15 protein-coding genes, 1 tRNA gene and 2 pseudogenes are annotated in these 15348 nt (G+C 67.4%); 12 read left to right on the forward strand and 6 right to left on the reverse strand.

Translation table 11 applies throughout. The features are described from left to right. Positions 1–275: 275 nt before the first annotated feature. The 8 genes from BN4348_RS49995 (at position 276) to BN4348_RS50030 (ending at position 6525) form a co-directional block, all read left to right on the forward strand. Positions 276–1004, forward strand: coding sequence for a hypothetical protein (locus BN4348_RS49995; RefSeq protein ID WP_066915495.1), 729 nt, complete (start codon positions 276–278; stop codon positions 1002–1004). A 292-nt stretch (positions 1005–1296) separates the two neighbouring features. Further along, the gene (locus BN4348_RS50000; protein WP_456238210.1) at positions 1297–2346 is read left to right on the forward strand and encodes a sigma-70 family RNA polymerase sigma factor; all 1050 of its coding nucleotides are present in this window, start codon (positions 1297–1299) and stop codon (positions 2344–2346) included. An 8-nt stretch (positions 2347–2354) separates the two neighbouring features. Continuing rightward, positions 2355–3410: a poly-gamma-glutamate hydrolase family protein gene (locus BN4348_RS50005; protein WP_066915499.1), complete on the forward strand. Its 1056-nt coding sequence runs from the start codon at positions 2355–2357 to the stop codon at positions 3408–3410. Positions 3411–3431: 21 nt separating this feature from the next. Then, positions 3432–4256, forward strand: a complete 825-nt coding sequence (locus BN4348_RS50010) for an LLM class F420-dependent oxidoreductase (RefSeq protein WP_084454425.1) — start codon at positions 3432–3434, stop codon at positions 4254–4256. 193 nt (positions 4257–4449) lie between these two features. Next, entirely contained in the window at positions 4450–4926 is a 477-nt protein-coding gene (locus tag BN4348_RS50015; protein WP_066915502.1) for a DUF5709 domain-containing protein, read from the forward strand. 84 nt (positions 4927–5010) lie between these two features. Continuing rightward, entirely contained in the window at positions 5011–5232 is a 222-nt protein-coding gene (locus BN4348_RS50020) for a hypothetical protein (protein WP_066915503.1), read from the forward strand. A gap of 103 nt (positions 5233–5335) precedes the next feature. Then, a tRNA-Arg gene (locus tag BN4348_RS50025) sits at positions 5336–5408 on the forward strand. Between the two features lie 349 nt (positions 5409–5757). Continuing rightward, entirely contained in the window at positions 5758–6525 is a 768-nt protein-coding gene (locus BN4348_RS50030; protein WP_066915504.1) for a GAF and ANTAR domain-containing protein, read from the forward strand. A gap of 68 nt (positions 6526–6593) precedes the next feature. Here the strand turns inward: BN4348_RS50030 and BN4348_RS50035 are convergent, their stop codons facing one another. Then, entirely contained in the window at positions 6594–6881 is a 288-nt protein-coding gene (locus BN4348_RS50035) for a hypothetical protein (protein ID WP_066915505.1), read from the reverse strand. 98 nt (positions 6882–6979) lie between these two features. Next, positions 6980–8642: pseudogene (locus BN4348_RS50040) on the reverse strand (DUF4185 domain-containing protein); the annotation flags it as partial. A gap of 255 nt (positions 8643–8897) precedes the next feature. Between BN4348_RS50040 and BN4348_RS50050 the strand changes: the two are divergent. The 4 genes and pseudogenes from BN4348_RS50050 to BN4348_RS50065 all read left to right on the forward strand — a co-directional run. Next, positions 8898–9827: pseudogene (locus BN4348_RS50050) on the forward strand (MFS transporter); the annotation flags it as partial. Positions 9828–10056: 229 nt separating this feature from the next. Continuing rightward, on the forward strand, positions 10057–11283 hold the full coding sequence (locus BN4348_RS50055) for an acetyl-CoA acetyltransferase (protein WP_066915507.1): 1227 nt from the start codon (positions 10057–10059) through the stop codon (positions 11281–11283). A gap of 2 nt (positions 11284–11285) precedes the next feature. After that, the gene (locus BN4348_RS50060; RefSeq protein ID WP_066915508.1) at positions 11286–12800 is read left to right on the forward strand and encodes a carotenoid oxygenase family protein; all 1515 of its coding nucleotides are present in this window, start codon (positions 11286–11288) and stop codon (positions 12798–12800) included. Positions 12801–12802: 2 nt separating this feature from the next. Beyond that, a complete protein-coding gene (locus BN4348_RS50065; protein ID WP_066915510.1) occupies positions 12803–13285 on the forward strand; it encodes a VOC family protein in 483 nt (160 codons plus the stop codon). Positions 13286–13289: 4 nt separating this feature from the next. On the opposite strand, the gene BN4348_RS50070 is transcribed toward BN4348_RS50065, so the two are convergent. The 4 genes from BN4348_RS50070 to BN4348_RS50085 form a co-directional block, all read right to left on the reverse strand. After that, entirely contained in the window at positions 13290–13724 is a 435-nt protein-coding gene (locus BN4348_RS50070) for a hypothetical protein (RefSeq protein ID WP_066915518.1), read from the reverse strand. Between the two features lie 56 nt (positions 13725–13780). Further along, on the reverse strand, positions 13781–14554 hold the full coding sequence (locus BN4348_RS50075) for a VOC family protein (protein ID WP_066915520.1): 774 nt from the start codon (positions 14552–14554) through the stop codon (positions 13781–13783). Between the two features lie 94 nt (positions 14555–14648). After that, positions 14649–15122: a type II toxin-antitoxin system Rv0910 family toxin gene (locus BN4348_RS50080; RefSeq protein ID WP_066915522.1), complete on the reverse strand. Its 474-nt coding sequence runs from the start codon at positions 15120–15122 to the stop codon at positions 14649–14651. A 4-nt stretch (positions 15123–15126) separates the two neighbouring features. Beyond that, entirely contained in the window at positions 15127–15315 is a 189-nt protein-coding gene (locus tag BN4348_RS50085) for an antitoxin (RefSeq protein WP_066915523.1), read from the reverse strand. Between the last annotated feature and the right edge of the window lie 33 nt (positions 15316–15348).

Below are 15348 nucleotides of genomic sequence, written 5' to 3' on the forward strand. Positions count from 1 at the left end.
CATCCGCCGAGCAGCCAAAGCTACTGCCCCGCAAGCCATTCGCCAGTCCGGCGCCACGCCGGACTGGCACCCACGCCGGTAGCGCTAAGCGACCGCAAGAAACTCGCAAGAACTTCGCGAAGACCTGGCAAGCGGCGCGCGCGAACCTAACCATGCCCAACCACGGCCGCTCTGCAAAAAGCCTTCAAAAAAGATGTCCGACTCGGGCCCGGTAGGTCCTCCTACCTATGACAGCGACCCAGCCCGGGCCGCGACCAGCGCCAAAGGAGCACCTGATGAACAGCCCGAACGACATGGACCGGACCGCCCTGGCCCCGCTCGGCGAGGAGCCCACCTCGGCGTACGCCTGGGCGTCGAGCCCGCTCGGTGATCCGACCGATGAGGCCGGGGGCCTGCCGCACGGCCCCGACTTTCCGCCCGACTCGAGCACCCCGGCGGCCACGGCGAAGTCGGTCGACAAGGTGATGGTGGCCGCGGGCCTGATCGGTGTGATCGGCGCCGGAACCGCGCTCGGCATCGCCCTTTTCTCCAGCTCGCCTCAACCGCCTGCCGTGGCCGTCGCCCCGGGCTCGGCGGCAACCGCTTCCACCTTCGCGGCACTGGCCCCGGTGCCGGCCGCCGCCGTTGCGCCCCCGGTGGCACCCGCGCCGGATAACGGGCCTGCCCCCGTCGTCGCGCTGCCCGACCCCGCGCCGCAAGGTCCGGCCCCCGCCGCGGTGGTCGCGCCCCCGCCCGACAACCCAGCTCCCCCGGCTGGCCCGGAGACGCCGCCGGCTGCCGCGCCTCAGGGCCCGGTCGTTGTGGTGAACGTGCCGCCGCCGCCCCCCGTCTGGGTCCCGGCGCCGGTGCCGCCACCGCAGTTACCGCCCCCGCCTTCGCTGCCGCCGTTGCCCTCGCCCCCAAAGCTGCCGCCGCTGCCTTCGCCCCCGAAGCTGCCGCCGCCACCGCCACCGCCGTCGCTGTGCCTGCCGCCGCACCACCTCGTGCAGGGAGTCTGCAAATGAAGTCGCGGGCCTGGATGAGGCTGGTTTCGCTGCTGTCCTCCCATGCACCCACCGCTGAGCTCGAATTTCTCGTGCTATTTGACCGCTGTGCGCGCACAATTATTCGCAGCGCCGGTTCTGCGAGGGGCGCCGACGCTTCATCGGCTGGGAAAGCGACGTGACGAGCGCACTATCCAACTGGGACATCGTCAGCGACGCGGAGTTGGCCCGCGCGGCCGCGACGGGCGATCGGCGCGCGTTTGCCATGATCTACGACCGTTACGCCGACCGCCTGCATGACTTCTGTATCGGGATGGTGCGCGATCGCGACGCCGCCGCCGACTGCGTGCAGGACGTCTTCTGCGTCGCCGCGACCCAGCTGCCCAAGCTGCGGGAGCCCGACCGGCTGCGCCCCTGGTTGTATGCCATTGCTCGCAACGAGGCGCTGCGCTGTATCAAAAACCGACGTCGCGAGCAGGTCTCCGACGAACTCCCCGAGGCGGCGTCGCAGGACGCGGGGCCGGAGACGCTGGCCGCGCGCAACGAGCTGGCCAACCTCATCGCCGAGGCCGCCGGCGGGCTGGGCGACCGCGACCGCATGGTTCTAGAACTCGCCTATCGGCACGGCTTGGACGGACCCGAGCTGGCCAACGCGTTGGACGTCAGCCCCGGCACCGCCAACAAGATGGTGTCGCGCCTGCGGAGCACCATCGAGACTTCGTTGGGTGCGCTGCTGGTCGCGCGCCGCGCGCAACATACGGCCGACAAGTGCGCCGAGCTCGGCACGATGCTGGCGGGCTGGGACGGGCGCTTCAGCGTGCTGATGCGCAAACGCATCACCCGCCACATCGAATCGTGCCCCGTATGCGACGAAGAACGACGCCGCCTGGTCAACCCGGTCGCCTTGCTGGGTGCGGCGCCGGTGATCATCCCCGCGCCCGCCTGGCTACGGGATCAAACCCTGGGCCGCATTCAGCTGACCTCCGCCGACAGCGACCTCGGCGCGCACGGCACCCAAGGCCACCACGCCTGGTCCGACGACAGCGCGCCGCTCGGTGCGGACCAGGACGACGGGGACTACCTCGAGGCCGCCCCCCAAGGACGAGTGCGACGGGTCGTGCCGTGGATCGCGCTGTTCGCCGCCGCGTTCCTGGCCTCGCTGGGGCTGATGTACATATTCCTGTACCACCACAAGACGGCCATCACGCCGACGGAGTTGAGCCGCACCGCGCCCGCTCCCATGAAACCGGCGTCACCGCCGGCCGCGAACCAAATCCAGCCGGCTCTGCCCGCGAATCTGCCTGCGCCGCCGGTGAATTCGCCCGCGCCCATATTGCCGCCCGCGGCCGGCGTNAGACGGTGACTGCCTAGATGCCGGCCCGCCGGCACCCCTATTTCGCCTACGGGTCGAATCTGTGCGTCAGGCAGATGGCGCTGCGCTGCCCGGGCGCGACCGATCCGCGGCCGGCGGTGCTGGCGAACCACGACTGGCTGATCAACCAGCGCGGCGTGGCCACCGTCGAGCCTTTTGCCGGCGGGCAGGTGCACGGGGTGCTCTGGCTGATCTCCGACGACGACCTCGCGGCGTTGGACAGCGCCGAGGGCGTCCCGGTGCGCTACCGGCGCGACCGGCTGACCGTCCACACCGGTGACGGGCCGTCGCCGGCCTGGGTCTACATCGACCACCGGGTGAACCCCGGCCCACCGAGGCCGGGATATCTGCCCAGGGTCATCGACGGCGCCGTCCACCACGGCTTGCCGCAGCGATGGGTCGACTTTCTGCGCCGCTGGGACCCCGCGCGCTGGCCCCGCCCGCTCGCCGCGAAAACCCCGGCGCCGCAGTCGCTTTCCGCGCTGCTGGGCGAACCTGGGGTGATCGAGGAGAGCCGGCTGCGATCGCGGTTCGGCTTTCTCGCCATCCACGGCGGCGGCCTGGAACAGATGACCGACGTCATTGCCGAACGTGCCGCCGAGGCCGCCAATGCGTCGGTGTACCTGCTGCGCCATCCCCACCGCTACCCGCACCACCTCCCGTCTGCCCGGTATGACCCGGACGAGTCGCCACGGCTGGCCGAGTTTCTCGGCCATGTCGACGTCGCCGTCTCGCTGCACGGCTACGGCCGCATCGGACGCGGCACCCAACTGCTCGCCGGGGGGCGCAACCGCGCGCTGGCGGCCCACCTGGCCCGGCACGTCCGCCTGACCGGCTATCAGGTCGTCACCGACATCGACGACATCCCGCCGGAACTGCGGGGCCTGCACCCGAACAACCCGGTCAACCGGGTGCGCGGCGGCGGGACGCAGCTGGAGCTTTCGCCCCGGGTCCGGGGCCTTGGCCCGCGCAGTCCGTTACCCGGCGCCGACGGCCTGGCGCCGGTCACCACCGCCCTGGTGCAGGGCCTGGCGGCCGCGGCGCGTTCCTGGTAAGTGTTATCTGTCGATCGGAGGCTGTTGGTGGGCAAGGATTTTCGCTTCGGGCTGAGCATGCGCTTCTTCAAGTCGCGCACGGCACTGGTCGACAAGGTGAAACGAGCCGAGGACCTTGGCTACGACATCCTCTGCGTGCCCGATCATCTGGGCGCGGCCGCACCATCGCCGACGCTGACCGCGGTCGCGATGGTGACGAGCCGGATCAAACTCAGCATGTACGTGCTCAACGCCGGGTTCTACAAGCCCGCCCTGCTCAGCAGGGACCTGCAGGCCCTCGACCTGCTCAGCGACGGCCGCCTCGAGATCGGGCTCGGCACCGGCTACGTCAAAGAAGAATTCGAGGCGGCCGAGATCCCCTATCCCAGCGCCGGGGCCCGGGTCGACTACCTCGAACACATGACGAGCTACCTGAAGGAGCATCACCCGTCGACGCCGATCCTCATCGCCGGCAACGGCGATCGGGTGCTGACGATAGCCGCCCGGCACGCCGACATCATCGGGCTGACCGGCGCCAGGGTGCGAGACGTCGAAGACCCCCTCGCCGAACGCATCGGGTTCGTCCGCAACGCCGCCGGTGACCGGTTCGACGCGCTGGAGCTGAACATGGTGATCACGGCGATGCCGCGCGAAGGCGAGTCCGCCCCCGACCTGAGGATGACGCGGCAGTACGCACCGGACCTGTCCGACGAGCAACTGCTGTCCATGCCGTCGGTGCTCAGCGGGTCACCGCGCGAGATGGCCGACACCTTGTCCGCACTGCGCGACAAGTACGGGCTGACCTGCTTCACCGTGCAGGACAACAACCTGGACACCTTCGCGAAGGTCATCGCGGAGCTGAGCTGACCGGGGCCGACCCGTCGGTCTGGGCCGAAGGGACGAATGGCCCTAGGCCGATGTCATTTCCGTCTCTATGGTTGGTCTGCCGGGAAGGCGAAACTCGCTGCACCGTCACGATTTAGGAGCGCATGATGCCCATCGACAGCGACCATCGGGAACACGCGATCACCGGCCGCCGACACCGACGTGGGGGCGAGTCATGAGCACCCACTATGGCACCGGCCCCGCGCCCGGCGAATACAGCGCGGAAGACGAAGACCAGCTTCAGCCCGAGGACACCCTCATCGACCGCGGCATGGATGACATCCTCGACGAGGGCTACTCGCCGCCCGAGCGACCGTACGGACGCGGGGCCTTCGGCCCGTCCGAGACCCTGGACCAGATGCTCGCGGAGGAAGAGCCGGATCCGGCGTCGCGAATCGACGTCCTGCTCGATGAGGCTGAGCAGCAGCTCTCCGACGAATCCGAGCGCGAAACCGAATTCCCGCAGCCGGGAGAAGTCGGCCGTGCGCGGGCGGGCCGACTTGTGGCACCGGACCTGGGATTTGGCGAAGACTCGGAGGCGGAGTTGGTCGCCGAGGACATCGGGATCAACGGAGGCGCGGCGTCTGCCGAAGAGGCCGCGGTGCACATCATCGACGGCGAGGCTCCCGTTGTAGAAGGCGAAGAGTGGTGAGTTGACCGTGGGGATTCCGGCAGTTCGCCATGACGGCGGTAGCCCGAGGAATCCGGTCGGCCGCTGCGGAGGATTATTTTCGGCATGAAGATGTGGATCCAAATCGCCGGCCGCGATGACGACGATGCCTACCCGGACGGCGCGGCCTATGAAGTACTCACGGGCGGTGTGCTAAAGGTCAGCAGCGGCAACGACATTCACCTCTACAGTCCGGCCTACTGGCAAGAGGTCACGATCGACACCCGCCCCGCGGGCGAGCGGGACGGACCAGCCGAAAAGCTCGACGAAGACATCAGATGGCAGTGATAGTCGCCGCCCATCGCGCCGACACGTCGCATGGCGTTGGACGCGCCCGCTAGACTCACACCGCCGCCCCGCGAGGTCTGGTCAGTGTTCGAAGACGTTCCTCGCCCTCGTAGCTCAGGGGATAGAGCACGGCTCTCCTAAAGCCGGTGTCGCAGGTTCGAATCCTGCCGGGGGCACAGGTTCCGGTGTATGACCTCGGCTGATGCTTGACATTTTGGTTCCGGGTGATGCCTGACAGTGTTTCGGCTGATGCTTGACAGTGGTTTCGGTTGATCCTTGACACTCTCTGGATGAGGGGGTTAACCGTGGCCGAGCAGAGGTATCAGATCGCGTTGATGACCTCGTCCGCGGCCGTCATCGCGATGGTGGGTATATACGCTGACAACGAAGTGGCGTAACGTCAGTGCCACGCCCGCCAAAACTCTGGCAGGGCACGCGGTTCATTTAAGTTGCCCCAAGGTTCCGACGACCTTTCGATTTTCTCGGCCCGCTTCGCACACACAGTCGCGAAAGAGGCTCGCCGTTATGGATGACCGCGCATACGCAGGGGTGCTTCGCCTGACGATGGAAGAATTGACCAATCAATTCGCCCATCCCACCGAAATCGGTATCACTTTGCAGGGCGTGACGGCGAGTTGCGTCGAGTTGGTTCACGGTGTGGCGTCCGCAGACATACTGCTGATTTCCCCACCGTGTGAGCCTTTCTTGTCGGTGGCCGCAACTTCGCAGCTTGCCGTCGACATCGACCGTATGCAGGAGCGGTTCGACGAGGGACCGTGCCTGGATGCCGCCGCAGGTGATTCGATGGTCCTCTGCAACGACCTGCGCGAAGACGGGCGGTGGCCACGCTTCGCCGAGGCCGCCGTTGCCGCCGGTGTCCACAGCACAATGTCGTTCCAGCTCTATACCCACGACAAACGCATGGGTGCGCTGAACCTCTTCGGCAGCGAACCGCAGGCCTTCACCGCGCAATCGCAAGCGGTGGGTGCCATGTTCGCGACGCATGCAGCCGTCGCGCTCATCACGAACGACGAGCGGCTGCAATTTAAATCCGCACTGGCAAGCAGGGACATCATCGGCCAGGCCAAAGGAATGATCATGGAAAGGTTCGATGTCGACGCCGTCCGCGCTTTCGAACTCCTGACAAAGCTTTCGCAGAACACCAACAGGCGAGTCGCCGAAATCGCGGAGGAGCTAGTAGCGCGCGGACCAGAACGCGAATCGAACAGCCAGCCAGCGTCTCCGCCTCGAGGAAATCAAATCTCGGCCAGAAATGGTGTGAAACGTGCTTGAGGCGCTCGCTAACGTCGGTGGCTTCAAAACTCCGCGAACTGGCCGGCGTTACTCGCTATGGCTCGGAGTTACCCTTCGGCCGAGTCGGCCGCTGCGATCAAGGCCCCAGCCAGCTTCCGCGCTTGGGCCGGCGTGATGACGGGGGTATCGGGGCAGTCAATGATGATCTCGCGCAACGCGTGTCCATCCGCGTACTGCAAGCCGATCACGGATACCACGACATCGGCGCGTCGCCCGTCGTTGGTGGTGTGCTTGATTTTCCACTCGGGGCCGTCGAAAGCCCGGAAGCCGTCCTCGGGGTAGTCCCATTCGTCGACGCAGGTCGCGCGCGCGGGCGGGGCAAGTTTGGGTTCCATGGGTCGATCCTTTCCGCGATTCCCCCCGCGGGCACGAGTAGTCCACTACGTCAGTCGGTCCGCGCCTGGCGCCGGACGGCGCGGAAGCGGCGTGGGACCTACGGCAAAACGGTATGCATCAGCATCACGTCGTAGGCCGACCACAGCGACAGGTTGAAGTACAGGTCCCGACCCGACGACCAGGGATGGATCATCGGTGCATAGATGCCGCCGGGCATCGAGAACGCCGACACGAGTGGTTGTTCCCCGCTCCACGGTCCCGTCGGCGTCGGCGCGGTGCGCGCCACCACGTCGTTGCTGCCACCGTTGGTGTACAGCACCAGGTACTGCTTGAGGTAGCTGTTGTACTGGGCCGACATCTCGCCGACGGGGCCGGGCCACAGCGGCGTCGCCGCCCCCGGATTGGCCGCGACCCAGTGCCCGCCGTTGTCGCCATTCCAGTACTGGTACTTGCTCAGGTCCGGCAGCTGGTTCGGGGGAACCCGCGACAGGAACGCCGCACCGCCGCGCCCCGACGGGGTGCCGAACTGATACAGGTAACCGTCGGTCCCCTTCATGAAGGCGCCCATCTGGAAGTTCTCGTTCCCCGGCGTGAACCCGATCCCCGGGATCGCGTCCGCCGACGCCGTACGTATGGTGCTCGGGAAGATCCCCCAGTTCTGGCCGTTGTCAACGGATCTCGCGATCGCCGAGTAGTTCGTGCTCCATTCCCCGTCGCGACCCCACTGCCTGATGGACATGTAGCTCATGTATTGCGTTCGCCCGAGGGAGATGGCGGCGGTCGGGATGATGCCCGTTTCGTGCGGGGCCTTGTGGATCGTGTTGACGACCTGCTTGGACAGGCCGGTGGTCCACACCGGCGAGCCGGAGTATCGGTCGTTGGGCACGCCGTCGGCGATGTGGATTCCATGGGACAGGTCGCGGTCCGAACTGCGGAACAGCACGTTGTATCGCCATTGCTGGCCATGCACCTTGCAGTAGCCGAATGTGTCACCGAACGCCATCAGAACCTGGCGGTTGGCGGGATCACCGTTGTCCCAAGCGATCCCGAGGTCGGTCCCGGATATGCCGAAACGTTGCAGGGTCTTGTTCGGGCCGTCCGTTCCGGTCACCCAGTCGACGAGCGACGTCGGTGCACCCCCGATGTTCACGGGAGGCGCCGCCGGTGCCGGCTGCGGCGGAACGGGGGCCGCGTTGGGCTGTAACTGGTTGGCGTTGGGTGGCTGCGGGACGCCCGGCGCGGGCGGATTGGGGCCGGGCGGCGGGACGACCCCGGCTTGAGGCTGGATCGGCGCGGAGTAGCGCCTGTCTCTTCTCCAAATCTAGATGTGCATAAGAGCCAGGCTTGGCAGTGGTTTCGGTTGATCCTTGACACTATCTGGACGATCGGCAGAGCGGNGTCGGTGCACCCCCGATGTTCACGGGAGGCGCCGCCGGTGCCGGCTGCGGCGGAACGGGGGCCGCGTTGGGCTGTAACTGGTTGGCGTTGGGTGGCTGCGGGACGCCCGGCGCGGGCGGATTGGGGCCGGGCGGCGGGACGACCCCGGCTTGAGGCTGGATCGGCGCGGAGTAGCGCTGCCCCGCGGCTCCCGGCTTGAGGAAGGAAGAAATCAGCGGACCCAACTTCGGCAACGGCGCCTGATCGTTCGTGTGCGAGGGCCTGCGCCCCGTCGGCGGTTGGACGACTGGCTGCGGCGCGGGCATCGCCGGGGGCGCGGCCGGGGGATCGACGTTGGCTTCCGGCGCGCTGCAGGGTGTGGCGTTCGCCGATGGCGCCGGGCCTACCGCCACGAAGAAACCGATGGCGGTCGCCGACGCCACCGATAGCGACAGGACTCGAGGAATCGCCGTCAAGGTCACACCTTTCCAGGAGCAGGCCGCCGCATTGACGTCCGCAGTTGGCTCATGTGACGATAGTGATTCACGGGGCTGATGTGACCAGCGAGCAGCGGATAGGTACCCATCCGTGACCGTGTCGCAACGCATCGGTTTCCGCCGACCACGCGTGAAACGACGCCGCCGGCGGCGGTGCCCGGGGGAAACATGCTGGCCACCGTCGTCCTGCTGGGTCTCGCCTCGACGCTGTCGGATGCGGCGTTTTTGAGCTGGGGCTGGCGCGTCGCCTTCTGGTTGTCCGCGGTCGTCGTACTGATCGGCTACTACACCCGCACGAAGGTGACGGACGCGCCCATCTTCCTGGCCGCTCAGCAGGAAGCCGAGCGCCCCAAGACGGGCCGGCTCGGCGTGGTCGAGGTGTTAAAGCGTTATCCGCGTGGGGTTTTCACCGCGATGGGGTTGCGATTCGGTGAGAACACGATGTACTACCTCGTGGTCACCTTCTCCATCACGTATCTCAAAGTGCAGGTGCACGCCAACACCAGGGTCATCCTGTGGTGGCTGCTGGCCGCCCACGCCGTGCACTTCGTGGTCATCCCGCTGGTCGGGCGGCTCAGCGACCGATTCGGCAGGCGCCCAATCTATTTCGTTGGTGCGCTCTGCGCTTGCACCTGGGGCTTCTTTGCCTTCCCGATGATGGACAGCCGCCACAACGCGGTCATCATGGCGGCGATCGTCATCGGTCTGGTCTTTCACGGTCTCATGTACGCGGTTCAGCCCGCGGCCATGGCGGAGATGTTCCCGACTCGGATGCGCTACTCCGGGGTGTCGCTCGGCTATCAGGTCACCTCGATCGTCGCCGGTTCGCTTGCGCCGATCATCGCCGTTCGCCTGCTCGAAACCTACAAGTCCTCGGTGCCGATCTCGTGGTACCTGGCGGCCACCGCGGCGGTGAGCGCGGTGGCCGCCCTGGTCGCCCGCGAGACCAAAGGCATCGACTTGGCGGACGTCGACCTCGCCGACGCCGAGGCCCTCCGGGGCCCCGCGAACACTCCCGCGCCGCGCGCGGATGGACCCGAACCGGTGGAGCTTGTCGAGGGCCCCGTTTAGCCCGCACGGCGCCCTGAACAGCGCAAAGGCGAATTTACCCAGCTCAGCAGCCATTCTCGGATGGGTCGCCACGTTGACTCGTAATGTTTGTCAATCGCGCCGGACGGTAATGATGCAAAAGAGGCGTGCGCGTCGGCCGGCCTTCGCGCCCGTCTAGGTCCCGTCGGTTCAGCCCGAGAGCCGACGGGGCCGCCCTCTTTCGCGGGTCCGGCGGAGTACCGTTCCGCGTATGGACGGCTCGACTGACGTGTGGATACTCGGGGGCTACCAAAGCGATTTCGCCCGCAACCTCACCAGGGAAGGTCGCGACTTCGCTGCGTTAACCGCCGAGGTCGTGCAGGGCACGCTCGCGGCCGCAAAAATCGACGCCGCTGACGTCGGCGTCGTGCATGTCGGCAACGCCTTCGGGGAGATGTTCGCGAGCCAGGGCCACCTCGGGGCGATGCCGGCCACGGTTTGCGACGAGCTCTGGAACACCCCGGCCTCGCGCCACGAAGCCGCCTGCGCGTCGGGCAGCGTGGCGGCGCTGGCGGCGATGGCCGATTTGCGGTCGGGCGCGTACGAGACCGCACTGGTGTTGGGTATCGAGCTGGAGAAGACGGTGCCGGGTGACACGGCCGCCCGGCATCTCGGCGCCGCCGCCTGGACCGGGCACGAAGGGGCCGGCGCGCGCTACCTGTGGCCGTCAATGTTCGCCGAGGTCGCCGACGAGTACGATCGGCGCTACGGCTTGGACGACACGCATCTGCGCGCCATCGCGCAACTGAACTTCGCCAACGCGCGGCGCAACCCCAACGCCCAAACGCGCGGGTGGACGGTTCCCGATCCGATCACCGACGACGACGCGACCAACCCGATCACCGAAGGCCGGCTGCGCCGATTCGACTGCAGCCAGATGACCGACGGCGGCGCGGGGGTGGTTTTGGTCAACGACGCGTATCTGCGGGACCACCCGGACGCGCGCCCGATCGGCCGCATCGACGGCTGGGGACACCGCACGGTCGGGCTGGGGCTGCGGCAGAAGCTCGACCGCTCCGCCGACGATCCGTACGTGCTGCCCCATGTGCGGGCGGCGGTCGTGGACGCCCTGCGCCGCGCGCGGGTGGCGCTCGACGACATCGACGGGTTCGAGGTGCACGACTGCTTCACACCCAGCGAATACCTCGCCATCGATCACATAGGGCTGACCGGCCCGGGCGAGTCGTGGAAGGCCATCGAAAACGGTGAGATCGAGATCGGCGGCCGGCTGCCCATCAACCCCAGCGGCGGACTGATCGGCGGCGGCCACCCCGTCGGGGCGTCCGGGGTGCGGATGCTGCTCGACGCGGCCAAGCAGGTCAGCGGCGCGGCCGGCGACTACCAGGTCGAGGACGCGAGGACATTCGGCACCCTGAACTTCGGCGGCAGCACCGCCACCACCGTCAGCTTCGTCGTGAGCGCAACCGAAGGTTCGTGACCATGGATGTTGAGATCGTCGGCAAGTTCCTGTCGACCCTGCCCGAAGACGACGACCACCCCTACCGGACCGGGCCCTGGCGCCCGCAGACAACGGAGTGGGACGCCGACGACCTCACCGCCGTGGCGGGCGAAATCCCCCACGACCTGGACGGCATCTACCTGCGCAACACCGAGAACCCGTTGCACCCCGCGCTCAAGACCTACCACCCCTTCGACGGCGACGGCATGCTGCACGTGGTCGGCTTCCGCGACGGAAAGGCCTTCTACCGCAACCGCTTTGTCCGCACGGATGGATTCCTGGCGGAGAACGAGGCCGGCGAACCGCTGTGGCCGGGCCTGGCCGAGGCGGTGCAACTGGCAAAACGGGAGGACGGCTGGGGGGCTCGCACCCGGATGAAGGACGCGTCTAGCACCGACGTGATCGTCCACCGCGGTATCGCGCTGACCAGCTTCTACCAGTGCGGCGACCTGTACCGGCTCGACCCGTACTCCGCCAACACCCTCGGCAAGGAGACGTGGAACGGGCGCTTTCCCGCCGATTGGGGCGTGTCGGCGCATCCGAAAGTGGACGGCCGAACCGGCGAGTTGCTGTTCTTCAGCTACAGCAAGCAAGAGCCCTATATGCGCTACGGCGCGGTCGACGACAGCGACGAACTGGTCCACTACACCGACATCCCGCTGCCCGGGCCGCGGCTGCCGCACGACATGGCGTTCACCGAAAACTACGTGATACTCAACGATTTCCCGCTGTTCTGGGATCCCAGGCTGCTCGAGCACGACGTGCACCTGCCGCGCTTCTATCCCGACATCCCGTCGCGCTTCGCCGTGCTCCCCCGCCGGGGCTCGAGGGACGACATCCGATGGTTCGAGGCGGACCCGACCTTCGTGCTGCACTTCGTCAACGCCTACGAGGACGGCGACGAGATCGTGCTTGACGGCTTCTTCGAGGGCGATCCTCAACCGCTTGACACCGGCGGAACCAAGTGGGACAAGCTTTTTCGCTTCTTGGCGCTGGATCGCCTGCAGGCCCGGCTGCACCGGTGGCGCTTCAACCTGGTGACCGGCGCGGTGAAAGAGGAGCAACTGTCGGAATCGATCACCGAGTTCGGCACCATCAATCCCGACTATGCCGCGCGCAACTACCGGTACACCTACGCCGCCACGGGCAAACCGGGCTGGTTCCTGTTCGACGGCCTGGTCAAGCACGATCTGCTCTCCGGGAACCAGGAGGGCATCTCCTTCGGCGACGGTATCTACGGCAGCGAGACCGCCATGGCGCCGCGGGTCGGCGCAACCGGAGAGGACGACGGCTACCTGGTCACCCTGACCACCGACATGAACGCCGACGCCTCGTACTGCGTGGTCTTCGACGCCGCCCGCATCACCGACGGCCCGGTGTGCAAACTGCAGCTGCCGGAACGCATTTCCAGCGGCACGCATTCGACGTGGGCGCCCGGCGATCAGCTTCGGCGCTGGCATACCGCGGACTCGGCGGCAAGCGGGGCGGGCCTGTGACGATGTGGCCCGGATCGAACCATCGCGCAACACACTGGCCCCCGCACTTGGCGCCGCTCGGCGCCATCCGCTTCGCCAGGCGCACGTCGAACTTCGCCGAGACCGTGCGGTTTTACCGTGAGCTGGTGGGGCTGCCCCTCTACGAAACGTTCGAGGCCAGCTACGGCAGTAATGGTGCCATCTTCGGCTTGCCCAGCTGGAACCTGACGCTGGAAATCGTCGAGTCGGTCGACCCCGTCGCCGTCGATCCGCACGAACAGCTGTGCCTGTACTTTCCCGACCGGGAGGCGCAGCAGGCCGCGATCGAGCGCCTGCGGGCGGCGAGCCTGGCACCGGTGGAGCAGCATCCCTACTGGGAGGCGGCGGGTGCGGTCACCTATCGCGACCCCGACGGCCGCGAAATAGTGTTCGCGCCCTTCGTGTTCGGCGTCAACGAGCCCGAGGACAGCACCGGCTCGGGTAAGCACAAGTTCCCGTCTGCGTGAAGCCTCACCGGCTCGATCGCCCGGAGGCCAACCCCGCGATCACCGCCGTGATCGAGCACAGCACCGCGCCGGCGGCGCCGGCGGCGCCGACGTAGAGCCCGTACTCGGCCGACACCGGCGGGTTGACGTTGAGCTTGTAGTACCACACCGTCAGCGCCACGATGAGCAGCGAAATCACCAGCGCGGCAACCGAAGCGAGTTTCACCGACAGGCCGCGGCCCACCATCGCCCCGGCCACCAGCAGCGTCGAGGACAGCAACACGATGAGCTGTCCCGCACCGAAGCCCCTCGGCAGCTCCAGGTTGCCGTGGGTGCCCCCGATGGCGTTGGCCCAGCCGCCGCCGCCCGCCGCCGTCGTGAGCCACGGCATCCAGGCGCTCGCGGAGACCACCAGGGCGAAGAACGCCACCAGCCAACCAGGGCGCAGGCGGCGGGTCATGGTTGGGAGATTAGCTGACTCGCCGCCGCGCCGGTGTGACCAACTCCCCGGCCGCGCTAGCTCTGCAGCGACGACAGGTTGAAGATCACGCCCGTCGGATCGGTCGCCGCGGCCAACCGGCCGTAGGGCGTGTCCTCGGCCGCCTGCACCACCGCGCCGCCGCGCTCGGCGATCACCCGCAGCGTCTTGTCGACATCCTCGGCGCCGAAGAAGATCGTCCAATTCGACGGGACGCCGTCGGGCAGGCAGCGGGCGCCGTCCATCACGCCGAGCAATTGCTGGTCGCCGAACCACGCCGTGACGTAACGGAATTCGTCGGTGTCGGAGACTTGCTCGGTGCGCCACCCGAACAGCTCGCGGTAGAAGTCGACCGCGGCGGCGAAGTCGCGGGTGGTCAGCTGGTGCCACACCGGCGAGCCGGCCTCCCCGATCACCTCGAAGCCGCGGTGCTCCAAGGGCTGCCACAGCCCGAAGAGCGCGCCCGACGGGTCGGTCACCAGGCCCATGTGTCCCTTGGCCGGAATCTCCATCGGCCCCATGCACGCCGCGCCACCCGCCGCGGTCGCCGCCGACATGGTCACGTCGATGTCGTCGGTGCGGAAGTAGGTGGCCCATTTGTCCGGCGATCCAAACTCGGGCCGGTTGGCCATCAGGCCGGCGACCTGATGACCGTCGCAGGCGGCGTTGACGTATCCGCCGTACTCGGGTCCGGCGGACTCGAACGTCCAGCCGAAGATCGTGCCGTAGAAGTCCTGGGCACGGTCGAGGTCCGACGTCGTCAGATCGATCCAGCAGGGCGCGCCCCGCGGCGCGTCGTCACGGATGGGCACGATGACCCCTCCCTATCTGTCGTGTGTCCTGGCCCCGTCATCGGGGTTCACACATACCGACTGGCGCCGACCCGAAAACTCATCGGCCGAAAGGTCAGCGGTGGGCGCCGCCATGGCCGTTCATGCGCGGATCGGGCGCCGTGAACACCCTGACGAAGTTCTGCAGCGATTGGTTGATGTCGCCTCGCAGCGCGGCGGCGACGATCATGCCGATCGGGCCGAACAGCGCCGGACCCCCGAGGTGCACGTCGAAGCTGACGACGGAGCCCTCGCCAGCGGGTTGCACCTTGGCGAGCAGCTTGACCTTGACGCCGCCGACGCCATCGCCGTTGAGGGTCATGCCTTCCGGTGGCTTGTAGCGCACGACCGTCCACTTGATCCGGTTGTACATGCCCTTGACCTCGACGATCGACTCGATGACCGTCCCCTTGTCGATGTCGTCGGGCAACGTGCTGCGCCACACCCGATGGATGGTCAGCCAGTCCTTGTACCGCGACAGGTCGGAGGCGTGCTTCCAGGCCACCTCGGGAGGCAGCGGTACGTCGATGGATCCAGATAGTTTCGCCATGCGCTCAGTTCTGCGGGTCGTTGTTGGCGGCGGAATCGGCCGCCTTCTTGGCCTCTTCGGCCACCTTGTGGATGGTGTCGGAGTATTTGCCCTGCGTCTTGTCGTCGGCGAATTCGCCGGCCTTGTCTATCGCCATCTCGACCTTGTCGGCGTTTTGCGACAGCAGGTCCTTGGCCTTGTCCAGGAATCCCATCTTCGTGTCCCTTCCCCGAGGATTCGCCCGGAA

This window comes from Mycobacterium interjectum (assembly GCF_900078675.2).
In the GTDB taxonomy this organism is placed as follows: Bacteria; Actinomycetota; Actinomycetes; order Mycobacteriales; family Mycobacteriaceae; genus Mycobacterium; species Mycobacterium interjectum.